Source organism: Kitasatospora sp. NPDC085464, from assembly GCF_044541955.1.
Classification (GTDB): domain Bacteria; phylum Actinomycetota; class Actinomycetes; order Streptomycetales; family Streptomycetaceae; genus Kitasatospora.
This window is the reverse complement of sequence record NZ_JBITTM010000002.1, coordinates 243,044-265,808: the sequence shown is the minus strand read 5'-3', so window position 1 is coordinate 265,808 and position 22,765 is coordinate 243,044. Positions and strand designations below refer to the sequence as shown.

At 71.0% G+C, this 22,765-nt stretch carries 28 protein-coding genes and 1 pseudogene; 10 read left to right on the top strand and 19 right to left on the bottom strand.

All coding sequences use genetic code 11. The features are described 5' to 3' along the window. Positions 1 to 184 precede the first annotated feature (184 nt). Positions 185 to 367 (top strand): annotated as a pseudogene (locus ACIGG8_RS02890) (AraC family transcriptional regulator); the annotation flags it as partial. A gap of 256 nt (positions 368 to 623) precedes the next feature. On the opposite strand, the gene ACIGG8_RS02885 reads toward ACIGG8_RS02890, so the two are convergent. Together ACIGG8_RS02885 and ACIGG8_RS02880 are read right to left on the bottom strand one after the other, a co-directional pair. Next, entirely contained in the window at positions 624 to 1,028 is a 405-nt protein-coding gene (locus ACIGG8_RS02885) for a carboxymuconolactone decarboxylase family protein (protein WP_396545143.1), read from the bottom strand. Next, positions 1,025 to 1,690 (bottom strand): class II aldolase/adducin family protein, encoded by a 666-nt coding sequence (locus ACIGG8_RS02880; RefSeq protein ID WP_350519752.1) that lies wholly within the window; start codon positions 1,688 to 1,690, stop codon positions 1,025 to 1,027. The genes ACIGG8_RS02885 and ACIGG8_RS02880 overlap by 4 nt, the downstream gene beginning before the upstream one ends. A 141-nt stretch (positions 1,691 to 1,831) precedes the next feature. Here ACIGG8_RS02880 and ACIGG8_RS02875 point away from each other — a divergent pair, with 141 nt between their 5' ends. Next, positions 1,832 to 2,215 (top strand): MerR family transcriptional regulator, encoded by a 384-nt coding sequence (locus ACIGG8_RS02875; RefSeq protein WP_396545141.1) that lies wholly within the window; start codon positions 1,832 to 1,834, stop codon positions 2,213 to 2,215. Positions 2,216 to 2,392: 177 nt separating this feature from the next. On the opposite strand, the gene ACIGG8_RS02870 is transcribed toward ACIGG8_RS02875, so the two are convergent. Both ACIGG8_RS02870 and ACIGG8_RS02865 read right to left on the bottom strand, forming a co-directional pair. After that, on the bottom strand, positions 2,393 to 3,946 hold the full coding sequence (locus tag ACIGG8_RS02870; RefSeq protein ID WP_396545140.1) for a serine hydrolase domain-containing protein: 1,554 nt from the start codon (positions 3,944 to 3,946) through the stop codon (positions 2,393 to 2,395). A gap of 88 nt (positions 3,947 to 4,034) precedes the next feature. Continuing rightward, positions 4,035 to 4,664: a TetR/AcrR family transcriptional regulator gene (locus ACIGG8_RS02865; RefSeq protein ID WP_396545138.1), complete on the bottom strand. Its 630-nt coding sequence runs from the start codon at positions 4,662 to 4,664 to the stop codon at positions 4,035 to 4,037. A 111-nt stretch (positions 4,665 to 4,775) separates the two neighbouring features. On the opposite strand from ACIGG8_RS02865, the gene ACIGG8_RS02860 reads away from it, so the two are divergent. Then, positions 4,776 to 5,438: a hypothetical protein gene (locus ACIGG8_RS02860; RefSeq protein ID WP_396545136.1), complete on the top strand. Its 663-nt coding sequence runs from the start codon at positions 4,776 to 4,778 to the stop codon at positions 5,436 to 5,438. Positions 5,439 to 5,787: 349 nt separating this feature from the next. Here ACIGG8_RS02860 and ACIGG8_RS02855 read toward each other — a convergent pair whose 3' ends face one another. Beyond that, a complete protein-coding gene (locus ACIGG8_RS02855) occupies positions 5,788 to 6,054 on the bottom strand; it encodes a Txe/YoeB family addiction module toxin (protein ID WP_380369816.1) in 267 nt (88 codons plus the stop codon). Then, positions 6,051 to 6,329, bottom strand: coding sequence for a type II toxin-antitoxin system prevent-host-death family antitoxin (locus ACIGG8_RS02850; protein ID WP_355201984.1), 279 nt, complete (start codon positions 6,327 to 6,329; stop codon positions 6,051 to 6,053). Before ACIGG8_RS02850 ends, ACIGG8_RS02855 begins: the two co-directional genes overlap by 4 nt. Before the next feature lie 454 nt (positions 6,330 to 6,783). On the opposite strand from ACIGG8_RS02850, the gene ACIGG8_RS02845 reads away from it, so the two are divergent. From ACIGG8_RS02845 to ACIGG8_RS02830, 4 genes are all read left to right on the top strand, one after another. Beyond that, positions 6,784 to 7,248, top strand: a complete 465-nt coding sequence (locus ACIGG8_RS02845; RefSeq protein ID WP_350519757.1) for an excisionase family DNA-binding protein — start codon at positions 6,784 to 6,786, stop codon at positions 7,246 to 7,248. A 1-nt stretch (position 7,249) separates the two neighbouring features. Next, the gene (locus tag ACIGG8_RS02840; protein WP_396545133.1) at positions 7,250 to 7,816 is read left to right on the top strand and encodes a putative toxin-antitoxin system toxin component, PIN family; all 567 of its coding nucleotides are present in this window, start codon (positions 7,250 to 7,252) and stop codon (positions 7,814 to 7,816) included. A gap of 621 nt (positions 7,817 to 8,437) precedes the next feature. Then, entirely contained in the window at positions 8,438 to 8,929 is a 492-nt protein-coding gene (locus tag ACIGG8_RS02835; RefSeq protein ID WP_396545131.1) for a DUF5994 family protein, read from the top strand. A 58-nt stretch (positions 8,930 to 8,987) separates the two neighbouring features. Then, positions 8,988 to 9,233 carry a hypothetical protein gene (locus ACIGG8_RS02830; protein ID WP_396545129.1) on the top strand — a complete coding sequence of 82 codons (246 nt, stop codon included), beginning with the start codon at positions 8,988 to 8,990 and terminating at the stop codon, positions 9,231 to 9,233. A gap of 45 nt (positions 9,234 to 9,278) precedes the next feature. On the opposite strand, the gene ACIGG8_RS02825 is transcribed toward ACIGG8_RS02830, so the two are convergent. Both ACIGG8_RS02825 and ACIGG8_RS02820 read right to left on the bottom strand, forming a co-directional pair. Then, positions 9,279 to 9,872: a DUF5994 family protein gene (locus ACIGG8_RS02825; protein WP_396545242.1), complete on the bottom strand. Its 594-nt coding sequence runs from the start codon at positions 9,870 to 9,872 to the stop codon at positions 9,279 to 9,281. Positions 9,873 to 10,230: 358 nt separating this feature from the next. Then, positions 10,231 to 10,677: a DUF5994 family protein gene (locus ACIGG8_RS02820; protein WP_396545240.1), complete on the bottom strand. Its 447-nt coding sequence runs from the start codon at positions 10,675 to 10,677 to the stop codon at positions 10,231 to 10,233. Positions 10,678 to 10,931: 254 nt separating this feature from the next. Here ACIGG8_RS02820 and ACIGG8_RS02815 point away from each other — a divergent pair, with 254 nt between their 5' ends. After that, on the top strand, positions 10,932 to 11,357 hold the full coding sequence (locus tag ACIGG8_RS02815) for a CBS domain-containing protein (protein WP_396545127.1): 426 nt from the start codon (positions 10,932 to 10,934) through the stop codon (positions 11,355 to 11,357). A 24-nt stretch (positions 11,358 to 11,381) separates the two neighbouring features. On the opposite strand, the gene ACIGG8_RS02810 is transcribed toward ACIGG8_RS02815, so the two are convergent. Next, positions 11,382 to 11,816 (bottom strand): ATP-binding protein, encoded by a 435-nt coding sequence (locus ACIGG8_RS02810; RefSeq protein WP_396545125.1) that lies wholly within the window; start codon positions 11,814 to 11,816, stop codon positions 11,382 to 11,384. Between the two features lie 105 nt (positions 11,817 to 11,921). On the opposite strand from ACIGG8_RS02810, the gene ACIGG8_RS02805 reads away from it, so the two are divergent. Next, positions 11,922 to 13,130 carry a PP2C family protein-serine/threonine phosphatase gene (locus ACIGG8_RS02805; protein WP_396545123.1) on the top strand — a complete coding sequence of 403 codons (1,209 nt, stop codon included), beginning with the start codon at positions 11,922 to 11,924 and terminating at the stop codon, positions 13,128 to 13,130. An 88-nt stretch (positions 13,131 to 13,218) separates the two neighbouring features. On the opposite strand, the gene ACIGG8_RS02800 is transcribed toward ACIGG8_RS02805, so the two are convergent. Next, positions 13,219 to 13,695, bottom strand: coding sequence for an STAS domain-containing protein (locus tag ACIGG8_RS02800; RefSeq protein ID WP_396545120.1), 477 nt, complete (start codon positions 13,693 to 13,695; stop codon positions 13,219 to 13,221). Between the two features lie 394 nt (positions 13,696 to 14,089). Between ACIGG8_RS02800 and ACIGG8_RS02795 the strand changes: the two genes are divergently transcribed. Beyond that, positions 14,090 to 14,341: a hypothetical protein gene (locus ACIGG8_RS02795; RefSeq protein WP_396545118.1), complete on the top strand. Its 252-nt coding sequence runs from the start codon at positions 14,090 to 14,092 to the stop codon at positions 14,339 to 14,341. 40 nt (positions 14,342 to 14,381) lie between these two features. Here the strand turns inward: ACIGG8_RS02795 and ACIGG8_RS02790 are convergent, their stop codons facing one another. The 9 genes from ACIGG8_RS02790 to ACIGG8_RS02750 all read right to left on the bottom strand — a co-directional run bounded on the left by ACIGG8_RS02790 (position 14,382) and on the right by ACIGG8_RS02750 (position 22,419). Beyond that, positions 14,382 to 14,723 (bottom strand): DUF5994 family protein, encoded by a 342-nt coding sequence (locus tag ACIGG8_RS02790; protein ID WP_396545116.1) that lies wholly within the window; start codon positions 14,721 to 14,723, stop codon positions 14,382 to 14,384. 209 nt (positions 14,724 to 14,932) lie between these two features. Beyond that, positions 14,933 to 16,237: an ATP-binding protein gene (locus tag ACIGG8_RS02785; protein ID WP_396545238.1), complete on the bottom strand. Its 1,305-nt coding sequence runs from the start codon at positions 16,235 to 16,237 to the stop codon at positions 14,933 to 14,935. A 114-nt stretch (positions 16,238 to 16,351) separates the two neighbouring features. Then, positions 16,352 to 16,486: a hypothetical protein gene (locus ACIGG8_RS02780; RefSeq protein ID WP_396545114.1), complete on the bottom strand. Its 135-nt coding sequence runs from the start codon at positions 16,484 to 16,486 to the stop codon at positions 16,352 to 16,354. A gap of 137 nt (positions 16,487 to 16,623) precedes the next feature. Next, complete coding sequence (locus tag ACIGG8_RS02775) at positions 16,624 to 17,037, bottom strand: STAS domain-containing protein (protein ID WP_396545112.1); 414 nt, start codon at positions 17,035 to 17,037, stop codon at positions 16,624 to 16,626. A 91-nt stretch (positions 17,038 to 17,128) separates the two neighbouring features. Continuing rightward, a complete protein-coding gene (locus ACIGG8_RS02770) occupies positions 17,129 to 17,485 on the bottom strand; it encodes a MarR family transcriptional regulator (protein ID WP_396545110.1) in 357 nt (118 codons plus the stop codon). 794 nt (positions 17,486 to 18,279) lie between these two features. Further along, positions 18,280 to 19,314, bottom strand: coding sequence for a UDP-N-acetylmuramate dehydrogenase (locus tag ACIGG8_RS02765; RefSeq protein ID WP_396545108.1), 1,035 nt, complete (start codon positions 19,312 to 19,314; stop codon positions 18,280 to 18,282). Between the two features lie 11 nt (positions 19,315 to 19,325). Then, complete coding sequence (locus ACIGG8_RS02760) at positions 19,326 to 20,369, bottom strand: serine hydrolase domain-containing protein (RefSeq protein WP_396545106.1); 1,044 nt, start codon at positions 20,367 to 20,369, stop codon at positions 19,326 to 19,328. Positions 20,370 to 20,371: 2 nt separating this feature from the next. Then, positions 20,372 to 21,676: a UDP-N-acetylglucosamine 1-carboxyvinyltransferase gene (locus ACIGG8_RS02755; protein ID WP_396545104.1), complete on the bottom strand. Its 1,305-nt coding sequence runs from the start codon at positions 21,674 to 21,676 to the stop codon at positions 20,372 to 20,374. A gap of 2 nt (positions 21,677 to 21,678) precedes the next feature. Next, complete coding sequence (locus tag ACIGG8_RS02750; RefSeq protein ID WP_396545101.1) at positions 21,679 to 22,419, bottom strand: hypothetical protein; 741 nt, start codon at positions 22,417 to 22,419, stop codon at positions 21,679 to 21,681. Positions 22,420 to 22,765: the final 346 nt, after the last annotated feature.

Genomic DNA, 22,765 nt, shown 5'->3' with positions numbered 1-22,765 from the left:
CCTCCACCGCGGGCGATTCGTAAAGTAGTGGCCCGAATGCCAAACATCCGGAGGTTCGGGCCGTGCACCGCGTCGCCGTCATCGCTGTCCCCCCTGCCACCACCTTCGACCTGTCCATCCCCGAGCTGGTCCTCGGCGAGACGGTCGTCGACGGCCGCCCCGGCTACCGGGTCCGGTCTGCACCCGGGCCCAGGAACTCCTGGAGACGACCGACCTGCCGATGGATCGGGTTGCCCGGCTCAGCGGCCTCGCCACCCCCGACTCCCTGCGTCACCACGTGTTCCGGCGCACCGGTCTGACCCCCACCGCCTACCGCGCCGCCTTCACCCACGGCCCCCGCCGAGGTGGTGCCCCGAGCCCGGGCTGAGCCCCGATCCGGCCGCGGCCGACAACGCGGCCGACAACGCGGCCGACAAGGCGGCCGACAAGGCGGCCGACAACGGAGCCGGAGAGCCGAGCGGGAGAGCCGGGCCGGACGATGACGAGGGCCCCGATCGGCGAACCGGTCGGGGCCTTCGGGAGGACGCGGATGCGAGGTTCGTACCGGCTCATCGGCAGACGCGCCACCAGCTCCGGCCTGCGGGCGGGGAGTTCACGCGTCCCTCGTCGCCCGTGTGCGGTGGTCAGCCGTCCTGGCCGTGGTCGTCCGGCAGGAGCTCGACGATGATCTCGATGCCGAGCGCGTAGGCCGGCGTGCCCGAGGTGATGAGTGCGGTCTCCGCGACTCCGATGAGGTCGGCGATCCCGGCGCCCGCGTGGAGTGCTCCCCGGGCGTGGATCCGGGCCGGTTCCGCCCGGCCGAGGGCCAGCAACTGCCCGAAGTGGACCAGCTGTTGCACTCGACCGCCGAGTGGACTGTCGGCCAGCACGATGTGGCGCAGGGCCGTGAACGCCTCCTCGGTGGAGAGCCGCCCGAAGGCCTGGGCCACCCGCAGACGGTCCTCCACCGCGGGAGGGACGGCTCCGAGGGTTGTGCGGTAGCGCTCCCGCAGGGCTTCGGAACGCTCGGCGAAGGTGTGGTCGGTCATGACGAGACCCGTGCGATCGAGGCCCGGACGGCCTCCAGGGCGCCCTCGGGGAAGTCCACGGCCCCGCCGATCGCGGCAGCGGCGATCTCGGCCTCGGCGCTCTCCTCGATCGCCACCACGAGGTGGCCCGCGGCCGCCGCGTCCGGGCCGAACACCAGCAGCCCGTGGTTGGCCAGGAGGACCGCGGACGTCGTCGGGCGTCGCTCCAGGACGTCGGCGATGCCCCGGACCGACACGTCCGACCCGCGTGGCCCCCAGGGCACCACCGGTACTTCCTCGGGCTGTCCGAAGCGGAGCATCGGCTCGGTGCGGCACGGCAGCGGCCGGTGGGCCACCGCGAAGGCGGTCGCGGAGGGCGAATGGGTGTGGATGATCGCGCCCACGTGCGGGCGGGCGCGGTAGACGGCGCTGTGCATGGTGATGATCTCGGCGCTGACGGAGCGCAGTTCTCCCTCCAGGACCTGCCCGTCGAGACCGATGGTCGCCAGCTGGTGGGGCTCCAGGTCGCGGACGAACCCCGGGGTCAGCAGGAAGCGGTCGGCGTCGAGCCGGACACTCAGGTTGGCGTGCCCGGAGTGTGACATCACCCCGGCCACGAAGAGCTGCCGGGCGGCTTCGACGAGCTGGTGGGCCAGGCTCTTCACTTCGGGCGCGTCTGTCATCTCGGCATCTCCAATTCCCTGTCGGCGGCAGCCGGTTCGCCGCCGCTGCACGTGTCGCCCACTCTGTGACTTGAACTAAGGTTCACGTCAAGCCTCGGCCCGGCACGACGGGACGACGACAGGGGAGAGGAGCGGCGGAGCATGCGCATGACGATCGGCCGGCTCGCCGAGATGACCGACGTTCCGGCGTCGGCCATCCGGTTCTGGGAACGCCACGGCCTGCTGCCGGCGCCCGAGCGCGAGAGCGGGCAGCGGCGCTATCCGCCGCAGGCTGCGGAGCGGATCGTGCTGCTGCGCAAGTTCCAGCAGGCCGGGCTGAGCCTGGCCGAGGTCAGGGAGTTCCAGCAGGACCAGCCGCGCAGGCAGGCGATGATCCGCGCCAAGGTCGCCGAGATCGAGCAGCGCATGGTCGATCTCGACCACGCCCACCAGCTCCTGACCCACGCCCTCCAGTGCGGCGAGACGGACATCGTCAGCTGCCCGACCTTCCGGGGGCAGATGGCGACGTGGAGCCCGTCCGGCTGACGTCGTCGACGGCACCGGGCGCATCGGCGCCTGCTCCGGTTGTCCGGGGCGGTGGGCCGGAGGGGCGTGCAAGGCCGCCCGGCGGCCGGCTGCTCCTCGACGGGTGGGGCGGGACGGCGAAGGCCCGGACCGCCCGAGACGGTCCGGGCCTTCGATCATCGCGGAGGGCGCGTGGGGTCAGGCCGTCCTGGCGGTGGCGCGGACGCCGAAGTGGACGTAGCGGGTGCCGTCGGGGAGGGCGTAGAAGACGACGGGGATCCAGGCGTCCTTGTCGTTGCGGCGGCCGGCGAAGACGGTCTTGGCGGGGGTGTCGGAGACGGGGGTGAGGTGCCAGACGAGCGGGTCGAAGGTGCCGGCGAGGCCTTCGACACCTTCGTAGCGCAGGTTCAGTACGCCGTTGCTGTCGTTGCTGTCGTTGCTGTCGTTGCTGTCGCCGCTGTTGTCGCCGGCAGGGGCGGTGATCGTCATGAGGAAGCCCTCGCGCTTGTAACGGCCGATGAAGGGCTCGGTGTCGACGGTCGGGGGGTTGTCGCCCGGCCCGAACGCGGGCATCGCGACTCCGGCGAGTTCGGCGCTCAGTTCGCGGCAGAGGGCCTCGTGGACCTTCGGTGCGGCGCCTCCGCCGTTGGTGAGCAGGGCGATGGCGAGGCCCTTCTCGGGGATGGCCCGCAGGTAGGCGAGCTGGCCGAAGGTGCTGCCGTCGTGGCCGAAGCCGCGGGCGCCGTCCCACTCGAACAGGCCCCAGCCGAGGCCCCAGTGGGCGCCGAGGAACCACTGGTCGGGCATCTCGACCTCACGCGTGAGCATCGCCTCCACCGCCGCGGCGGAGAGCACCCGGGTGCCGTCGGGCGCGGTTCCGCCGTCGATGAACATCCGGGCGAAGCGGACCACGTCGGCCGCCGTGGCGCTGATGCCGCCGTACGGTCCGGCGGAGCGCGGCAGCATGTTCCACAGCGGGGTGGGCACCGGGTCCTCGCCGGGCTCGCCCATGTGCCCCATCGCGGCGCGGAAGCGCAGCACCTCCTCGGGCAGCGTCATGGTGTGCCGGAGCCCGAGCGGCTCGCAGATGAGCTCCCTGAGCGCCTCGTCCCAGGTCAGGCCGGTGATCACCTCCACGATCCGGCCGAGGACGTTGTAGGCGGTGCTGGAGTAGGACATGGTGGCGCCGGGCGGGTTGGTGAGGCCGACGTCGCGCGTGCCGTCGACGTAGCGGGCCAGGCAGTCGTCGCCGCGGCCCGTGTCGCTGACGTAGTCGCCCTCGATCCCGCTGGTGTGGTTGAGCAGTTGACGCGGCGTGATGGTGCGGGCGGCCTCGGCGTCGGCGAGCGCGAATTCCGGCAGGACGGTGACGACCGGCCGGTCCAGGTCGAGCTTGCCGGCGTCGGCGAGGGCCAGGATCAGAGCGGCGGTGTAGCCCTTGCTGACCGAGCCGATCTGGAAGACGGAGTCGGTGGTGGTCTCGACCCCGGTGCCGGTGTGCAGGATGCCGCCGGCCAGCTCGTGGATCTCGCCGTCGGCGAGGACGGCCAGCGCGGCGCCGGGGATGCGGTGGGTGGCGAGCAGTTCGTCGAGCCGGCGCTGCCAGCGGGCGGTGTCGAACGCCCGCGCGACACCCGTCCTGCCCAGTGCCCGGTCGACGGCCCGCGCGGCCTCCCGGTTGGTGCGGTCCACGAGCTTCGCGACCTCGCGGTCGACGTTGTCCGAGAACTCCTTGTACACGTCCTTCGACACGGTTTCCCTCCCCGGTGACAGGTGGCGCGATGGTGCCCCACCTTTTCGAACATCGTTTGCAACGATCTCGAAGTGATCCCGGTTCCCGTCATTCGAGGACGGCCGCGAAGCCGGCGCTGAGCAGGTGGACGCTCTGCGCGAACTTCTCGTCCTGGCTCAGGCGCGGGATCAGCGGGCCCATGATCAGCGGGAACTGCTCGCACAGCTCGGCGTAGAGCTCGGCGGTGACGGTCGGCGGGGTGGCGGGCTGGTTCTGCTCCTGGAGGACGAAGCCGGTGACGTGGCTGAGCAGGGTGTCGGCGGCGATGCCGCAGTTTTCGGCGGGCAGGCCGGCGTCGAGGAGGGTGCGCAGGAGACGCTCCATCAGGGACAGGGCGCCGGTGCTGAGCATGCCCGGGCTCTCGGCGAGAAGTTGCGCGCCGCCGGCGTGCTGCTTGATGCTCAGGCGCAGCGCGGTGGCCTGGGCCTCGATGCGGTCCTGCCAGGTGGCGTCGGGCGGGAGGGCGGCGAGGGCTTCGGTGCCGGTGTCGTGGGCCCGGCGGCAGACGCGGTCGGCCATCAGGGCGAGCAGCTCGTCCTTGCTGCGCACGTGGTAGTAGAGGCTGCCCGCGTGGGCGTCGAGGCGGTCGGCGACCTGGCGCATGGACAGGTTCTGGTAGCCGACCTCGGCGAAGACGGCCATGCCCGCGTCGACGATGCGGTCCTTGGTGAGCTTCATGCGATCCACCGTACAACGCTTTTCCAACACTGTTCGAAAACTGTGCTAGCTTTGCGCCATCAGGTTTTCGAACGGCGTTGGAAAGCGCCGCAACCGGGGGGAGGGGCCGACATGGGGGCGATCGTCTTCAACGTGACCACGGCCGCGCTGATGGTCATGATGGTCAACTGCGGGCTCGGCGTGGTCGGCCGCGACACCCTGCGCGGACGGCCGCTCCCGTGGGCGGCGATCGCCCTGACCGCGGTCGCCGTCGGCGGCGTGCTGCTCCAGCTGGTCTGGTCCGGTGCCATGGACGCGCTGGACGCCGACCCCGCCAAGTCCGGCTGGTGGCGCGAGTTCACCTCGGTGTTCATGCAGAACGGCGGCCTCTTCGGCGGCCTGTGGAACCTCGTCACCCTCGCCGCCGTCGCCGCACTCGCCCAGTGGTACTGGGGCGGCCCGCTCACCCTCGCCTTCTTCCTCACGGGCATCCTGCTGCCCGGGCGCCTCGACACCCTGCTCGGCCTCGGCGACGGCCCCAGCACCGACCCCCGCAACTTCGCCGGCAGCTCCGGCGCCACCTACTTCCTCGGCGCCACCCTCGCCCTCGCCTTCCTCACCCGCACCCGCCTGCCCAAGGAGATCGCCCTGGCGGCCGGCGTCCCGGCGCTCGGCCTCGCGATGTGGATCGCCCAGGACAACGGCCACGGGCTCGTCTCCGTCTACGGATTCGCCCTCGGCGGAGCGGTCTGGGCGGCCCGCCGCCTGGTCCGCCCCGCCGGACAGGCAGCCTGACCCGCACCGCCGCGGCCGCCCGCGACACGACGGGAAACCCCGACCGGTTTCCCGTCCCGGATCGCCGGGCGGCCTCGGAGCCCCCGGCGGACGGCATCCCCGAACACGACGAAGGCCCCGACCGGCGAACCGGTCGGGGCCTTCGTCGAAGGCGAAGGATGCGAGATTCGAACTCGTGAGGGGTTGCCCCCGACACGCTCTCCAATTCTCCCGGACGCCGTTCGCCCGGGTTCGCACCCGTCCTGACCTGCAGCGGAGCGAACCGCTGAGTGGCGGCTGAACCCGGTTGGACGAGGGTGAATGAGACCGGAACTGAGACCGGAGCGCGTCGATCTGGCGGTCTCGGGCTCTACTTGCCGTAGTGGTAACGGCATGCGATGACGCACAGGGTGTCGGCCTGCTCGTCAAGGATGTAGACGAGGCGGTGTTCCTGATCGATCCGGCGGGACCAGGCCCCGGCGAGCTCGTGCCGCAAGGGTTCGGGTTTGCCGATGCCCTCGTTGCCGTTTCGGCGGATGTCATCGATCAGCAGATTGACGCGCTTGAGGAGGCGGCGATCATCGGCCTGCCAAGACAGGTAGTCGCTCCAGCCGCGCTCGGTGAACTGGACCTTCACGCGCTCTGCTCGGTGAGGTCCTCGGGGTCAATCAGTTCGCGCGCCACCGCACGGCCCTCCCGGTACTCCTGCAGGGAGCGGCGAAGGTGGTCGGCGTTGGCCGGGGAGCGCAGCAGGTAGTCGGTCTCGCGGAGCGAGGCGTACTCGGCCAGCGAGACGACGACCAGCGGCTCATGGCCGGCGCGTGTGATGACGAGCTCTTCGGCGTCGCTCTCGACGGCGTCGAGCGCGGCGGCGAGATTGCCGCGGAGCTCGGTGGCACTCATCGTCTTCATGTTGTACAGAATAACGTACATCGATTGAGCGGGCCAGAGAGTGAACGACGAAGGCGGAGGATGCGAGATTCGAACTCGTGAGGGATTGCTCCCAACACGCTTTCCAAGTGCCTCCAGCGGTGTCCGCCGGGGTTCGTGGCTGTCCTGACCCGCGTCGGAGTGAACCGCTGGGCAGTGGCTGGACCCGGCTGGACGGGGGTGAACGAGACCAGAACTGAGACCAAGCGTGCGGGCGGCCCTTGGGGAGCGTCCGCCCTGTCGCCGGCATCGGTCCGGCCATCTGGTCCGGCTGCAGCCGGACCAGATGGGCGTGGCCCGGGGGTAGCCATCGCTCCCCTGATCGAGTGAACCGACAGTAGCCAGCGGTTCGCCGAATCGTTACCCGGGGAAGTGTTGCGAATATTTCGAATACTTCGGATACTGCGACTACGCTGGGAAGCTAGGAGGTTCGACTATGGCAACCGCCACAGAAGGCCGGAAGATCGCGCCGGGCACCGTCGACGCGCAAAGCGCCGAACGGGCGCTGCGTAGGGTTCGTGACTACCTCGCGCACAACACGGACGCCACCGCAGACATCACCATCGTCGGTGAGGTCGGCTCCGACGATCCTCTCGTGCTGCCGCGCCCCACGGTCGAGATGTTCGCCGCCATGCTCGCTGCCCTGGCGAACGGGCAAGGCGTGCAGATCATGCCAGTCAATGCCATCGTGTCCACCCAGGTCGCCGCCGACATGCTCAACGTTTCCAGGCCCTACCTGATCGGTCTCCTGGAGAAGGGAGATATCCCCTTCGACCGGGTCGGGCGCCATCGGCGCATCAAGTTCAACGATGTTATGGAGTACAAGCGGAGAGACGACCGCGAACGTAAGGACGCAGCCGACTCGCTCACGGCCCTCGACGAGGAGCTGGGGCTGCTCTGACATGGCCTTCATCGTTCTGTACGACTCGAACGTGCTCTACCCGAACACCGTGCGGGATCTGCTCATCCGTCTGGCTCGGCACGGGATCGTCCAAGCCAAGTGGACCGAGCAGATCCTCGACGAGGTGGAAGCTGCACTCCGCCGCAACGGGATCGGAGACGACGAGAAGCGTGCGGAGCTGCGGCGCCGCATGAACGCAGCTGTGCGGGACTGCATCGTCACCGGCTACGAGCCTCTGATCGACGGGCTCAAGCTCCCCGATCCGGACGACCGTCACGTCCTCGCGGCGGCGATCAGGGCCGGCGCGCAAGTGATCGTCACCGACAACAGCACGGACTTCCCGTCCGAGTACTTGGCGGAGTGGGGCATCGAGCAGAAGACCGCCGACGACTTCGTCATGGACTTGATCGACCTGGACGACCGTGTGGTCTACGGCTGTGTCATGGAGATTGCGGGTAGTCGGCGACGGGAGCCGGTCACGTTCGACGATGTGCTGGGTCAGTTGGAGAGATCCCAACTGATCGGATCAGTGAGCATGCTCCGAAGCGGACCTGTCGAGAGCACCTGACGAGCCAAGTCCACGGGCCCCCGGCCAGCAGATGCTGGCCGGGGCCTTCCCACACTCACTCACACAGGGGCGGGGCGATGCTTGGCAACTCTGGGGGACAAGCTCCATGTCGCGCACCACGCCGTTGCCCCGGTGGGCCGCCGAGATGGTCGAGGGGCGGCTGCGGGGGAAGGGGAAACGACGAAGGCCCGGACCGCTGAAGCAGTCCGGGCCTTCGTGAAGGCGGAGGATGCGAGATTCGAACTCGTGAGGGATTGCTCCCAACACGCTTTCCAACTGTTCGTCCGGCTGTCCGGGGACGGCAGTAGGGGTTCCGACCTGCGGTGGAGTGATCCGCCGACTGGTCTCTGAACGGCAGCGGACGGGGGTGAATGCAACCAGAACTGCAATCAGAACCGGTCGCATCCGGCCTCTCCCGCGCGCTGGAGATGACGTCTCGTTCGCATCACTCGTGGGCGTGGACCTTCCCCCGTCGCAGGTGCACGGGTCACGACGGACGGACCGGCCCGGGGCCGAGGGGGCGGAGTACCGTGGGAATGTCGGAACGGCTCGACCGGCAGCGACGGAGGACCGCCTCTGCGGTGGCGGACGGGGCGTGTGTCCGCGGATGGGTGGCGTGCCATGCCCGATGAATCCGGTCCCTCGCACCACGGCCTCCTTCCGGAGCGGCTCCGGCAGGCCGCGAAGCCGGGGACGGTCCTGCTGCGCCTGGCGACCACGCGGTCGCGGGAGGGCGCGCTGGACGGCGCCTGGTGGCCGCGTTCACGGGACGTCGGCGCCGAGTTGCCCGGTCTGGTCAGGGCGTTGACCGAACACCTGGGCCCCGTGGTGAGCGTGGGGTTGGACGCGGACGCCTGGGACGACGTGCCGCCCAGGCTGGTCATCGACGGGCGGCCGGTGCACATCGATCGGTACCCGGTCGGCGATGACACGGTGATCGTCACGCGGGGTGACCGCGATCACTTCAGCCTGCTCGTCGTTCCCCCGCAGGCGGCTCAGGAGGCAGCCCTGGCCGCGATGGCACGTGCGGTCGAGGCCGGTGGAACCGACTCGGCACGGCAGATCCTCGTCTCGACCGGCGCCGGCTCCGCGCCACCGATCGAGGCGGTCTGATCAGGGCCGGCATCGCAGGCTGGGCCCTTCGGAAAGACAGGAGAGGCAGGTCGGTGGGATGTCCGTCTACGTGAAACTCTCGCCCGAGGCCCGGGCGCCGGCGGAGCCGTCGAGCGGGCCGCTGGACCTGCAGTACGAGGACGGTACGGACGGCGTCGCCTTCGAGTACGACCTGCACCCCAGCGGGGCGCTTCGTGTCCTGCGGGTCTTCGAGGACACCCCGCACCGGGTCGAGGCGTGCTTCAGCCCCGGAGCGTGGCTCCAAGTCGCGGGCACCTATCTGCGAAGTGGCTCCGAGTACTGACGGCGATCCGCCGGGAGCGTGAGAGCGAAGGATCGGGCGGCGGTGTCACCGCCGGTCGCCCGCGGGCCCGGGGCGGAGCGCCCGGGAGGAGGACGACGGCCCGCCCCACCGGGCGGAGCTCCAGGCCGAGATCGAGGGGTCGCGTACCGGCCAGACGATCCCTCGCCGGTCGGACACCCTCGCGGACGGCTCGTCGGCGAGCAGCTCGCTCGCGGTCCTGGTGTTCGCGGGATCGGCGGCCTCGGCCATGATCCGGGCGGCAGCGGCGGCTTCCGTCCGGGGCGGGACGACCAGCAGAGTCAGCCGGCGGGGAAGGTGTGAACGGACCGAGATCGTGTGCCGGTCCTGCACGGTGGTGCACCCGTCCGCGTGGACGGTGTGGGTCACGTGGACGGTGCGGCCCGCGACCGGGATCTGTCGGGGGACGGTCAACCACTGGGCGGGGTTCACGGTGATTCTGGCGACCCGGCCCCACCGCTTGTGCAGTTCGGCGGCCAGGACGGGGAGTTCGAAAGGAAGATCGTGCGACCGGGGCCACCATGCCCCGTCCAGCCGTCCGGTTCGCGGGCCGTCCGGTGCCAGGCAGAACCGCAGGGCGGGTTCGGGAGTGGCAAGCGTCGCGCCGTCGATAACAGTCACGGTCAAGGACCTGTCTCCGGACCTGACCGGTGCCACGTCCGGGATTGCCGTTCGCCGGAGACGACGCCAGTGTCCGGTGCCGGCATGCGAGGTGCCTTCGGTGATGTCCAGGCTACTCCCCGTCCGGCCCGGACCCGGCGTGGTGGTCAGCGGTTCTTGGATCGGTGCCGAGCAGGGGATGGCGTCTGCGTTCTTGTGGCGGGAGCGGTAGCCGGTGTGCTCCGGCAGCCGGCCGGCGCCGGCCCGCAGCCGCCCGTCGCTGTCCTTGTGGACCGGGCAACCGACAGCGGACCAGCGACTGAGCGACGGATGCAGTGATCCCGCTGCCTGAGCGCTCCGGCACGCCGTGCCGGAGCGTTCACCCGAGCAGGAGTTCGGCGGCCGGGGTGTGGTTGCCGGTTGTCGAGGCCCCCACCATCGCCGAGGACGCCGTCTGCCGACTGGTGTGGGGCGGTACCACCAGCAGGAGGAAGTGGTCCTGGAACCCCCGGGTGATGCTGATCGTCGCGTCGCTCGCGGCGAGCCAGTTGATCTTGACGGTGCAGCCGTTGATCACGACCGACCGGGGCACTTCGTCCCAGGCCGCAGAGTCGAGGCCCACCCTGACGATGCGGCCCAGATGGGCGCCGAGCGCGGTGATCAGGTCCGGCAGCTCGGCCAGGACGTGCCCGGAGCGGGGCCACCATGCCCCGTCGAAGATTCCGTCCCGCGCCATCGTCGGCTCCAGCACCAGGCGTGGCAGGAGCGGGACACCGGGCACCGACCACGGCCCGGGCGAGGAAGGAGTGGGGAGGGGGATCGGCATCATCCGGGGCCGCCCGTCCGGTCCGCGGGGGACCTGTCATGACCCAGGGCGACATCAGCGCGAATGCCGGTGTGCGGAATGTCCTCGGTTGCCACCCACGGTACTCCGCGGGCGCCCGCGTCGGAGGGGACCGCCGGAGTAGGCTTCACAGTATCCAGGGCTTTCCGCATCCCGGTACCCCTTCCGGCTTCGTTCTGGATGGACACAGTCCCGGCTGCCGGCAGGCAGCCGGAGATCGGGTAACGGTGAGCGCCGTGACCATTTCTTCCCCGCATCCGGCATGGCCCGGCAGCGGCCTCACGGTTGCCGACGCCATGGATCCGTGCGACTACCAGATAGCCGACGACAGCACCGTCGACCAGGCCAACGACATCTTCCTCAGCGCCCACGTCGAGTACCTGGTCGTCCGCGGCCACGACGGCCGGTGCGCGGGGCTGGTCACCCGGGCCGGGCTCCACCCGTTCCTGACCCGCTCCTGGTACACCGATCGGACCGCGATCAGCTCCACGGCGCATCAACGGGGCCCGTTCACGTGGCCGAGCATGGGCCTGGCCTTGGCCGCGGTCGCGATGCGGATCAAGCACCTGGCCGTCTGGCCCGTCGTCGACGCGGACGGCTACCTCCTCGGCGTCCTCACCGCGGGCCGCGCCGCCGCCCTGCTCGCCGCTCCGTCCGCTTGAACCGTCGCGTCCGTCGTGCCTTCGTCATGACGACCGTGGTCTCGCGGCGGCCGGGTCGGTTGCCCGACCTGGCAGGAGGAGGTCGGCCCGGACGGTCTTGCCGCAGCCTTCGGGGAAGGCGCCCCAGTGCAGGGCGAGGCGGTCGACGATGAACAGTCCGTGGCCGCCGATCCGGGCAGGCTGGTGGCTGCCGGGATCGGGTGGGGTGATGTCGGCCCGCGGATCGGTGACGGTGATGCGCAGGCGCGAGCGGTCATCGTCCAGGTCCATGGCGAGGGGACCTGCCGTGTGCCGGACGGCGTTGGCGAGCAGTTCTGATGCGACCAGTCGGGCGTCGTCGCCGGTGGTGGAGGAATCCGGGCGCCAATCGGCGAGGGCGTGGCGGGTGAACGCCCGCCCTACGCGTACCGGGGGAGGCTCCGCTCTCTGCGACCGGCTGGAGAGCGCATCGCCCGTCACTGGGGCGTAATGGAAGGAGTTGCCTCGGTTCACGGACGCGGGGCGTTCGGCTCGGCGACAGCAGTGCCTGACCCGACGACGGGAGCAAGACGGCGGTGAACGAGGATGAGCGGTGACCGGCCGTCCGCCCCGCCGGAACCTGGCCGGACGCACGGTACCGGCGAACGCCTGCTGTGGGGCCCGCTGCTGGACCGGACCCAGGAACTTCCGCCCCGGATGATCGCTCCACTGGTCGCCGACGCGGTGCGCCGGTTCGGCGGTCGCGACCCGGTCCTCCTGCTCCAGGACTACGGACAGCTGGTCCTGGCGCCCCTGCATGGGCGGGGGCTGACGGCCGGAGAGCCGATGCCGATCGACGCCTCGCCCGCAGGCGAGGCGTTCCTGCGCGGTGTTCCGGTCGAGGAACCGCAGGAGGACGGCGTGCGGCTGTACCTGCCCCTGCCGGACGGCGGCGACGAGGTGGGGGTGCTGGCCCTGACCTTGGACACCGTCGACGAGGACGACCGCCGGCTGCTGCGGGTTTTCTGCGCCCTGGTCGCCGATCTGCTGGTCACGAAGAACGCCTTCACCGACCGGATCTTCCAGGCCCGGCGCCTCCAGCCGATGAGCGTGGCCGCAGAGATCCAATGGTCGCTCCTGCCGCCGCTCTCGATGACGGCCCCCTTGGTCGTCGTGGCGGGCATCCTCGAACCGGCCTACCACGTGGCCGGGGACAGCTTCGACTACGCGCTCAACGACGACCTCCTGCACGTGGCGACCATCGATGCCATGGGCCACGGACTGGATGCCGCCACCATGGCGACCGTCGCCATCGGTGCGTACCGGCACGCGCGGCGCGCCGACATCGGACTGGCCGAGATCTACGCGTTCATGGACCGGGCCATCGCCGAGCAGTTCGGGCCGGACCACTTCGTCACCGCGCAGATGATGCGCCTGGACACCGCTACCGGCCACCTGCAGTGGGTCAACGCCGGTCATCCGGCGCCACTGCTGATCCGCGGCCGTCGCGTCGTCGAGCGGCTGGAGAGCGCCACCACCCTGCCGGTCGGGTTCGGCGGCGAGCAGCCCGTGATCAGTGAGCGGCTCCTGCGGCACGGGGACCGGGTGCTGTGCTTCACCGACGGCCTGGTCGAGGAACGCGCGCCCGGCGGGGATCAGTTCGGCGAGCGCCAGCTCATCGACTGGGTCAACCGCGTCGAGCGCTCCGACTCCGGACTCCGGACCACGGTGCGCATGCTCTCCCACATCCTCAAGGAGGAGCGGGGCGGGCGCACGAGCGACGATGCCACCCTGTTCGCGATCGAATGGCGCTGAGCCGTCGGCGCCCCCTGCGACGGACGGGCGACCGCCCACCGGACGGCCGGGCACGACCCGTCGGCGGTGATCAGCGGTTCGCCGCAGGTCAGGGCCTCCGGCCCCGGGCCGGAGTGCTGGAGGTCGAAGACGGTGGCGCGGATGTCGCGGATGACGGTATCGAGCGGCTGGCGGCGCAGGCGTCCGCCAGGGCGGTGCGGACGTTCGAGCAGATCGTGAAGACCTCGTCGGCGCCGGTGATCTCCAGCACTCGTCTGGTCGGAGGCGGCGGGGCGGCGAGCACCATCTCCACGCCGGCGGCCGCCGCGCGCCGGCGGGCGGCGAGGAGGGCGTTGAGGCATACCGAGTGGCAGAAGGTCAGGCCGGTCAGATCGACGATCAGCCGGGGCGGGCGGGTCTGCACCACCCGTGCGAGGGCTTGCTGCAGGGGCTGGCGGTCCTCCAGGTCCACCTCGCCGTCGAGGCGGACGATCACCGCCTGTCCGTCGACCACCGTGGTGGTGGTTCGCAGCCGCGGTGTGAGGTGCTGGAGGCGGTCGGGCGCGGTCTCACGGATGCTCACCATGATGATCACCGGTAGGAAGCGAAGCGCCTGTTGGTGGCCGGAGTCGGGACGGAGACCGGGCCCGCCGAGCAGTTCCGGCAGGCCTGATGCGTCAGGAACGTCCACCTCGTCCGAGGCCCCTGTTCGTCCTCCCGCATACCACGATTATGCTCTTGGATTCCTGTTTCGGGATGCCCGAGTCCAGGATCGTCAATGGTCCTCGCCGCCCGGCCACCCCGCGCGCGATCCGCCACGGCCCCTCCCGGATGTCGCCTGCCTCGAAGATCGGCCACCTCCTCCGCCCCTGGTTCCGTCGTGGCGCCGGAGCCCCCCCGCCGACATCCCCGGGTCGCCCTCCGTCCGCCCGCCTCGTACGGTCGTGGTCGGGGCAGGAACGTTGTCACAGGAGGCCACGATGCGGCGCTACCGGTGGATTCTGGAGACCGAGGGCGATGACGGCCGCTGGTCCCGGCAGGACGACACGACGATGCCGAATCCGCTGGAGTACGACGGTCCGCCGCAGCGGGCGGCCAACCACCTCCGGGACGTGTTCGTTCGCAGCCTTTCCCGACCGGCGCCGGGCCCCAGGGCGGTCAGGGTCCGACTCTGGGAAGGGACCGATATCGACGGCGAACCCCGGGCCGAGACCGAGTGGTCACGCGAGTGATGCAGGGTCGGCCTCGGCCCGGGCGGCTCCCGCCTGCCGCCTATACGGATGTCGGCCAGGAGGCGGCCCGGCTCCGGGCGAGATCGGCCCGCCTCTCGGCCTCGCCAAGCCCGGGGGAGGGTGTGGCGGGCGACGGCAGGAAGTCTGAACGGGTGTCCGGCGCGGTCGCACCGGCGCTCGGCTCCGCAGCGAGCAGTTCGCTCGCGGTCCTCGTGTTCGCGGGATCGGCGGCCAGGGCGGGGAGTTCGAGAAGAAGATCGCGTGAGCGTGGCCACCAGGCTCCGTCCAGCCGGCCGGGCCGCACGCCGCCGGGCGTGAGGGAGAGCCGAGCCGTGGAATCCGTGGCGGCGGGCGTCGTCGCACGATCGAGGGTCGTGGTCATGATCAAGGACCTGTCCCCGGGCCCGGCCGAGAGGTCGGGTCCGGCATTGCCGTTCGCCGGAGACGACGCCAATATCCGGTACCGGCATGCGAAGTGCCTGCGGTGATGTCCAAGCTACTCCGGGTTCGGCCCCGGCGCGGCGTCGTCGCGGTGGTCGGGTCCGATGCCCGGCAGCTTCGGACGGACACTCCGCACCGGCGAGGTGTCCATCAGACGCGCCCGTAGCGGACCGCCTGGTCGGCGAACTCCCGGGCCATCTCGTCGGAAACGGTCGGACGGGTGCGGTGGATGGCGTCCAGATAGTCCTGGGTACTGGGCTGGGTCCGCTCCCCCGTGTCGAGCGTGCGCTCGAACGCGCTCTGGGCGACCGCCATGGCGACCTGCCTGATGTCGGCGGGAGTGAAGCCCTCACTGGCCTCGGCGAGGACCGCGGTGTCGGCGGCGGTACCCGTTTTCGCCGTGTAGCCGGCCCACAGCACGTCGCGGGCCACGGGGTCGGGTGGCCCGACCGGCAGGACGTAGTCGAACCGGCCGTGACGCAGGAACGCCGGGTCCAGGCTGGTCACCGAATTGGTGGCGCAGACGAGCAGCCGGCCGTCGCGGTCGCGGAACCGCACGATCGACTTGAGGAGTTCGTTGACCACGCCGACCGACGCGGGGTCGGCGAGGCTGCGCGTACCGGCGACCTCCTCGACCTCGTCGATGAAGAGCAGCACGTGGTCGAGCTGCGCCACCTCCTCGAAACGGCGGCCGAGACCGGTGGCCAGCCCGTCCTCGGACGCGAGTCGGGAGGGGAAGAGCTCGACGAACGGCCAGCCCAACCGGCCGGCCACGGCCTTGGCGAACGTGCTCTTCCCCGTGCCCGGCGGACCGAACAGCACCACCGCGCGGGGCGGTTCCACCCCGTGGGCGTCCGCCAGCTCGGGATTTGCCAGGGGCAGCACCAGGCGACGTTCGATGAGCCGTTTCTCGTCGGCCATGCCCGTGAGCTGCTCCCAAAGGCGGGCTTCGGGCATGACCGCGCCGAGCGTCGCCAGGACCGTCGCGCCCTGAGCACTCACGACCTCCGACTTCTCGAAGTACGTGAGCCCCCGGTGAGGGTGGAATCCGGAGTTGGCCAGTGCGGTGGCTCCGGTCTCCTCGTCGGGCAGCAGCGCCGCGACGATCCTGGCACCGGCGTCCCGCAGACGGTGCTCCAGCGCTGACAGCAAGGCGGAACCGATGCCCAGGTTCCGCCAGGCGGGGTGCAGGGCGATGCGCAGCACCCATGCGCGGTCCCCGTCCACCCGGCCCACCGCCGCCCCCACGAGATGCCCGTCGGCCACCACGACGACGCTCGGATTCCGTGCCTGCAGAGCGGCGACCACGTCGGCGAGCCGGAAGACGGCGGCCCGGTCCGTCGTGGTGCTCTCGGCGTCGATCCGGACCACCGCTTCGAGGTCGTCCGGCGTGAAGTCCCGGACATGCCACACAGCCATACGCCGCCTCGAACGTCGCGCGCCCCTACGATCCATCATCGGGCCGACCCCGGTGCGGCCGCCTGCCCGGACGGGCGGCGGCGGCCGCTTGACGTCGGAGGTCCGGCACAGGTGACAGGTTCCCCCTACCCCCCCGCCTGCCCGGACCGCTCAGCCGAACAGGAGTTCCGCGGCCGGGGTGTGGTTCCCGGTCGCCGAGGCGCCGGCCATGGCCGAGGCGGCTGTTGCCGGGTCGGTGCCGGGCGGTACCACCAGCAGCGGGAAGTGGTCCTGGAAACCACTCACCCGCGCGGCCCGTTCGCCTGGCCGACGAAGGGGCCATGCCAGGAGCGGAACTGCGTCGAGGTCAGGACAGCGGGGTGGCGTGCAGGCAGGTGTGCCGTCCCTGTCCGGCCGGCTCGGCAAGCAGTCGGGCCGTCTCCTCACCCGATCTCCCTGGCGCCTGCCAGGGCGGTGCGCACGCTGCTGCGGACGGTGAAGACCTCGTCGGTGCCGGTGACCTCCAGCAGCCGCATGGTCTGCGGCGGTGGGGCGGCCAGTACCATCTCCACCCCTGCGGCCTTCGCGTCCAGGCGGGCGACGAGCAGGGCATTAAGGCACACGGAGTAGCAGAAGGTCTGGTCGGCCAGGTCGATGACCAGGCGGGGCGGGCGGTCCTGGAGAGCGCGGGAGAGGGCGTTGTCCAGCCTGCAGCGGTCTTCCTGGTCCGCTTCGCCGTCGAGGCGGACGATCACGGCCGTCCCGGGGAGCTTCGTGGTGGTGATCCGCAGGTGCGGGGTGAGAACGCGCAGGGGGGCGGGGCAGTCGTGCCGGGTGGATCCGACGGGGTCGGGCACTGGACTCACCACCTCAACGAGAGGGGTGGTGGCAGCGCGGCCGGGGTGCGCACAAGGTGCGGCGGGGTGCGGGAGACGGGTTGGCGCGGGTTCACGGATGCTCATCATGATGATCACCGGTGGTGGTCGCAGGCTGGTGGCCGGCGTCGGGGGCGAGACCGGTGAACAGGGCCAGCAGCCCGGCGATCTCGTAGTGGCCCTCGGCGGGATGACGGAAGCGCGTGCCGCGGACCACCTGGTAGCGGTTGCGGCGTCCGTGTCGGGTGTGGGTCAGGTAGCCGGCCTTCTCCAGGTCAGTGACGATCGCCCGCGCGGCCCGTTCGGTCATGCCGCACATCGCGGCCAGGTCCCGCAGGCGGACGTCCGCGTCCCGCGAGATCATCAACAGCACGCGCGCGTGCTGCGTCAGGAACGTCCAGCTTGTCCGTGGCTCCCGCTCATCCGACATACCGCAAGTATGAACCAGGATTCCGCTTTTGCAATGCCTGATCCAAGGATCCGCTGACGGGCCGCATCGGACCGATGGAGAGGCGTGTCGGGTTTGCGCCCGCGAATCCGGGCCTCGGCGGTCCGAGGGCCGACACGCGGCCGGTCGGCAAGAGGCAGTCCACCCCGCCTCCTTGACGAAAGCCTCGGCCGGCGCCGAGCCGCCCGGCCCGCGCGTCGGCTCGACCCCCAGCGCGTAGCCGCCGATCGTGAACTGCGCGCGGTCGGTCTCGTCGACCAGCTTCCGCAGCTCGGCCACGGCCGCAGGCGCTGAGCTGCCGCTTTCGTCGGAGCCATCCGGATGGCAGTGGTGGTGGACTGCTGCTGGGCCGAGGTGGCTCTTCACGGCGGTTTGCCTGCTTCCCGTTGCAGCTCCTCGAACCGAGCGGCACCCGTTCGGGCCGGGACCATGCGCGTGGCGCGGTCGGGTTCTCGCGGGCTTCGGCGCCACCGGAGTGGCCCGGAGCAGCCGGCCTCACTCCGCGCCGACGGACTGAGGCCGGAACTGAGACCACGAGACGGCGATGGCCCCGACCGCTAGGCGGTCGGGGCCATCACTTGCCCTGGCGGGCGAAGGCGGAGGATACGAGATTCGAACTCGTGAGGGGTTGCCCCCAACACGCTTTCCAATTCTCCCGAACCCCGTCCGCCGGGGTTCACACCCGTCCTGACCTGCAACGGAGCGAACCACTGAGTGGCGGCCGAACCCGGCTGGACGGGGGTGAATGAGACCAAAACTGAGACCAGCCCTGGGCCTCACGGCCAGGCGCCGACCATCGCCGGCTCGGGCTGCAGTGCGATCCCGGTCGCGATCTCGACCTGGGCCGAAAGCTCGGTGAGGGCCTGGGCGAAGCCCGTCGCGGTCGCTCCGTCGTGGGTGGTGAGCGTGAGGGTCCGGCGTTCTGAGCAACGGATGCCGTCTGCGATCTTGTAGCCGGGGCGGTAGCCGATGTGTTCCAGCAGCCAGCCGGCGCTGGCTCGGAGATGCCCGTCGCTGTCGGTGTGGGTGGGGCATCCGGCGGCGGACAGGCGGGTGGCCTGGGCGGCGGTGACGGGCGGGTTGAGGAAGACCGATCCGGCCTGGCGGGCGGCGGGGCCGTGCGGGTCGAGGAGAAGTCCGCGGCGGTGGCGGTTGGCGAGAACGGCGGCCGTCACCTCGGCGACAGGCGGCCGGGTGCCGATGGATGTGCCGAGTTCGTCCGCGAGTGGCCGGTAGGTGACGGGGGCGGCCGGTGAGCGGTAGAGGTGGAACGTCGCCGTGAGGACGGTCCAGCGGTCGGGGTTGCTCTTGAACCTGCTGTCACGGTGGCGCAGGCGGCATGCCTCTGCGGGCAGGGTCCGCATACGGCCCATCTCCCAGTCCCACACCGTCAGGTGGTCGAGGGTGTCGGAGATCTGCTGACCGTAAGCGCCGGCGTTCTGAACGGGGGCCGCCCCGGTGGTGCCGGGTATCCCGGCCAGGCACTCGATCCCGGCCAGGTGCTCGGCGGCGGCCCAGGCGGTGAGGTCGGTGAGCGGGTGTCCGGCCTGAACGGTGACGTCGACCGTGGTGTCGTCGACGCGGGTGGCGGTGATGCCGCGGGTGTTCATGACCACGACGGTGCCGGGGTGGCCAGCGTCGGAGGCGATGACGTTGCTGCCGTGGCCCAGCACCACGGGTGCCTGTTCGCGGCGCTGCCCGATCGTCCTGACGGCGTCGGCCCAGTCGGCGGGGGTGGAGATCGTCAGAACGTGCTCGGCGGGGCCCCCGAGTCGCAGGGTGGTGAGGGACGCGAGCGTGGTGCTGGGCACGGTAGGCCCTCCTAGGGTTCGTCGGTGATCGCCTTGAGAGCGAGGGTCCGCAACGGGGCGAGGCGGGTGCGGTTGTCCTGGTGGTGGTAGACGGCGTTGGTGCAGATGGTCAGGTAGCGGCCGGTGGCCGGGGCGAGGTAGAGGCTGGTTCCGGTGAAGCCGTGGTGGTAGGCGACCCTGCCCTCGTCGGCGAGGATCCAGGCCAGGCCACGGTCGAGGCCCGCCTCGATCTCGGCCTGCGGCTGCATGCTGTGGGCGAGCCAGCGGCCCAGGGGCCCATCGGTGGCGTGCGAGGTCAGCAGGTGGGTGGCGAAGGTGGCGAGGTCGGCTGGGGTGGTGAATACCCCGGCATGGCCGGCGACTCCGCCGAGCAGGGCGGCGTTGTCGTCGTGCGGCATGCCCCACAGCCGGGGCCCGCCGGGCAGCCGCTGCTCGGTCGGGGCGACCTGAGCGGAGCGGGGCACCGGTCCGTAGGTCGTGCTGGCCATGCCGAGGTGTTGCCAGAGCTCGGCTGCTAGCTCGTCCAGGCGCTGGCAGCGGTAGTGGGCCAGGGCCAGGCCGAGGAGGATGAAACCGCGGTTGATGTAGCGGTGACCGGCTCCGGGCTCAGCGATCAGATCTTCGCCGCAGATCAGTTCGGCCAGCGGTTCGGTGCGGTTGCGGTACTGGTCGAGGCGGGTGTCGGCCCGCAGGCCGGAGGTGTGGGCCAGGACCTGGCGAACCGTCACCTTGCCTCCGGGCGCCTCGGCCGGGATGCCGGTCAGCAGTTCGCGCATTGGGGTGTCCAGGGTGAAGCCGTCCATGAGGGAGGTGCCGACCAGCGGCCAGGTGGCGAGGACCTTGGTCAGCGAGGCCACGTCGTACACAGTGTCCGGCCCCGGCCGGGCGTCGCCGCACTCGGGGGCGACGACGCCGGAGGCCAGGTAGCCGGGCTCGGTGTCGAAGGTGCCGTAGACGATGACCCCGCCGGGCACGGTGCCGTCAGCGGTCATCAAGTCCAGGCACTCGCGCAGGTCGGCGAGCGCGTTCGGGGTCCACGGCACGGTGAGGGTCACGGCTACTCCTGGTCGATCGTCAGGTCGGCACCGAGCGCGGCCAACTTCGGCAGCAGGCTGCCGTATCCGCGCCGCAGGTGGTACATCCCTCGGATCGTAGAGGTGCCCTCGGCGGCCAAGGCGGCGATCACCAGAGCGGTCACCGCCCGGATGTCGTCCCCGACCACGTCGGCGGGCTTGAGCAGTGATCGGCCCCGGACGGTGATCACCGATCCGCTCGCGTTGACGCTGGCGCCGAACGCGGCGAGAGCGGGAAGGTGTGTGTCGCGCTGGGTGTAGATCCGCTCGTCGATGCGGGAGTTGCCCTCGGCCTGGGTGAGGTAGGCGGTCAGCTGCGGCTGCACGTCGGTCGGGAACCCGGGGTGCGGGCCGGTGGCCATCTGTACCGGCCGCGGCCGGGCCGGGGTGCTGACCGCCGTTCCGCCGTCCAGCGGGTCGAGCTGGATTCCGGCGTCGGCGAACACAGACACCAGCCCGTCCGGGAACGCGGCCGGCGGGAAGCCGTCCAGGTGGACGGTGCCGCCGGTGATGGCGGCGGCCAGCGCGAGGGTGGCGGCCTCCAGCCGGTCCGGTGGCACGGTGAACACCCCGCCCCGGATGTGGTCGGTGCCGGTGACGTTCAGGGCCTTCCTGCCGCGCCACTCGATGCCGACGCCTGCCTGTGAGAGCAGGGCGGCGGTATGGGTGACCTCGGGTTCCACGCTGGGGTTGAGGATCGCGGAGGTGCCCGGGGTGCGGGCGGCCAGCAGCATCGCGGTGACTGTCGCACCCAGGCTCGGCCCCCATGAGCGGGTCTCGGCGTCGGTGATGAACGGCAGCCGCTTGCCGGTGAGGCGGGCCCGTACCCGGCCCCGGTTCACCTCGACCTCGGCCCCGGCGGCTTCCATCGCGGCCAGGTGCCGGTCGATGTAGCGGGCGCAGAAGGCATCCCCACCAGGGGTGGGGAAGGTGACCTTGCCGGCGCGGGCCAGCAGAGCTCCGCCCATCACCGCGGTGGTGCGGATGCGCCGTCCGAGGTCGTCCGGGATGACAGGGAAGTAGGAGTCGGCCGGTCGGGTGGCGAACTCGTCGCCGGTCACGGTGGCGCGGCTGCCGGTGCGGTGCAGGATGTCTGCGACGACCAGGGTGTCCAGGATCTCGGGTGCACCGACCAGGGTAAGCGGGTCGTCGGCGAGGATCGCGGCGGCGTACAGGTGCAGGGCGACGTTCTTGCTGCCCTGGACGGTGGCGGTGCCGGCCAGGCGGCGGCCTCCGGTGATCCGTACGGCCCGCTGGTCGGTCGTCCGGGTGGTGTCGGTGGTGGGCATGGTCACCTTCCCTGGCTTCCGGCCGGGAAGAAGCCCCCGACCTGGGTCTTCGGGTAGAGCACGGTGTGGGCTCCGATCAGGGTGGCGGGTTGCAGGACGGTGCCTGCCGGGACGATCACGCTGTCGCCGATCACCGCGCCGAACTTGGTCTGGCCAGTGGCAATGCGCCGGCCGTCCAGGTGTGCGCAGACCTCTTCGGTGGCCGGTTCGGTGACCGGGCCGGAGGTGCACCGCAGGCCGGTGGTGGACACGAACGCGCCGATGTTGACGCCGAGGCCGAGCACGGAGTCCCCGACGAAGCTGGTGTGCTTCATGAAGACGCCACCGGTCAGCAAGGAGCGGGTGACCTCGGCGCCGAAGCCGATCTGGCAGCCGGGGCCGACGACGGTGTTGTCGCGAACCCGGGCGCCGGCCTCGATCACGGCGCCGGGGCAGACCAGCACCGGGCCGGTGACGAAAGCGCCTTCGGCGATGACGGCCCCGGGCGCGACGATCACGTGGCCCCGAACGGTGGCGCCGGGCTCGATGGTCCCGGTCGCCTCCGGCAGGGGGACGTCCAGGTTGCCGGCCAGCAGGTCGGTGATGGCCTTCTTGAGGCCGAACACGGTCGGGCAGCAGTTCAGCAGGTGCAGCACGACCGGGTCGGTGACGCGCTCGGTGTCGAAGTAGTACGCAGGCGTGGTGCGGTAGTCGATGCGCTCCATCTCGGCGTGCAGCGCAGGCGCGTCGGTCAGCCGGTGCATGGCTGGATCTCCTCTCGGACGAGCGAGTGGAAGAAAGGGAGGGGCCGTCGCGACGGCCTCCGGGTGCCTCAGGAGGCAGGCAGGTCGGGCGCGGTCGCCGCAATCTGGGGGCTGGCCTCGGTCGGCTGGTTATGAACAGCCAGGCCAAGCAGGGCGAGCACGGGAAGGTGCAAGGCGGCCCAGGATGCGGTGAGAAAGGCGCCGAGCCGGTCACGATCCGCCGGGGCGGCGTGCCGCCGGTTGGCGGGCGGCGGGGAGGTGCTGGGCGTTGGCATGGGAGGGCCTTCGGCAGCAGGGGGAGAAGTGGACGTTCCCCAGTGAACTGCCGGGCAGAATGCTGGATCCG

Coding starts and splice junctions, on each gene's coding strand:
- ACIGG8_RS02860 (WP_396545136.1), top strand. CDS start 4,776: ATGGGGGCGATCGTCTTCAACGTGACCACGGCCGCGCTGATGGTCATG.
- ACIGG8_RS02785 (WP_396545238.1), bottom strand. CDS start 16,237: ATGGATCGTAGGGGCGCGCGACGTTCGAGGCGGCGTATGGCTGTGTGG.
- ACIGG8_RS02840 (WP_396545133.1), top strand. CDS start 7,250: ATGGCCTTCATCGTTCTGTACGACTCGAACGTGCTCTACCCGAACACC.
- ACIGG8_RS02830 (WP_396545129.1), top strand. CDS start 8,988: ATGTCCGTCTACGTGAAACTCTCGCCCGAGGCCCGGGCGCCGGCGGAG.
- ACIGG8_RS02845 (WP_350519757.1), top strand. CDS start 6,784: ATGGCAACCGCCACAGAAGGCCGGAAGATCGCGCCGGGCACCGTCGAC.
- ACIGG8_RS02875 (WP_396545141.1), top strand. CDS start 1,832: ATGCGCATGACGATCGGCCGGCTCGCCGAGATGACCGACGTTCCGGCG.
- ACIGG8_RS02880 (WP_350519752.1), bottom strand. CDS start 1,690: ATGACAGACGCGCCCGAAGTGAAGAGCCTGGCCCACCAGCTCGTCGAA.
- ACIGG8_RS02770 (WP_396545110.1), bottom strand. CDS start 17,485: ATGTCGGATGAGCGGGAGCCACGGACAAGCTGGACGTTCCTGACGCAG.
- ACIGG8_RS02790 (WP_396545116.1), bottom strand. CDS start 14,723: ATGACCACGACCCTCGATCGTGCGACGACGCCCGCCGCCACGGATTCC.
- ACIGG8_RS02805 (WP_396545123.1), top strand. CDS start 11,922: ATGAGCGGTGACCGGCCGTCCGCCCCGCCGGAACCTGGCCGGACGCAC.
- ACIGG8_RS02755 (WP_396545104.1), bottom strand. CDS start 21,676: ATGCCCACCACCGACACCACCCGGACGACCGACCAGCGGGCCGTACGG.
- ACIGG8_RS02835 (WP_396545131.1), top strand. CDS start 8,438: ATGCCCGATGAATCCGGTCCCTCGCACCACGGCCTCCTTCCGGAGCGG.
- ACIGG8_RS02850 (WP_355201984.1), bottom strand. CDS start 6,329: ATGAAGACGATGAGTGCCACCGAGCTCCGCGGCAATCTCGCCGCCGCG.
- ACIGG8_RS02885 (WP_396545143.1), bottom strand. CDS start 1,028: ATGACCGACCACACCTTCGCCGAGCGTTCCGAAGCCCTGCGGGAGCGC.
- ACIGG8_RS02800 (WP_396545120.1), bottom strand. CDS start 13,695: ATGGTGAGCATCCGTGAGACCGCGCCCGACCGCCTCCAGCACCTCACA.
- ACIGG8_RS02795 (WP_396545118.1), top strand. CDS start 14,090: ATGCGGCGCTACCGGTGGATTCTGGAGACCGAGGGCGATGACGGCCGC.
- ACIGG8_RS02820 (WP_396545240.1), bottom strand. CDS start 10,677: ATGCCGATCCCCCTCCCCACTCCTTCCTCGCCCGGGCCGTGGTCGGTG.
- ACIGG8_RS02865 (WP_396545138.1), bottom strand. CDS start 4,664: ATGAAGCTCACCAAGGACCGCATCGTCGACGCGGGCATGGCCGTCTTC.
- ACIGG8_RS02750 (WP_396545101.1), bottom strand. CDS start 22,419: ATGCACCGGCTGACCGACGCGCCTGCGCTGCACGCCGAGATGGAGCGC.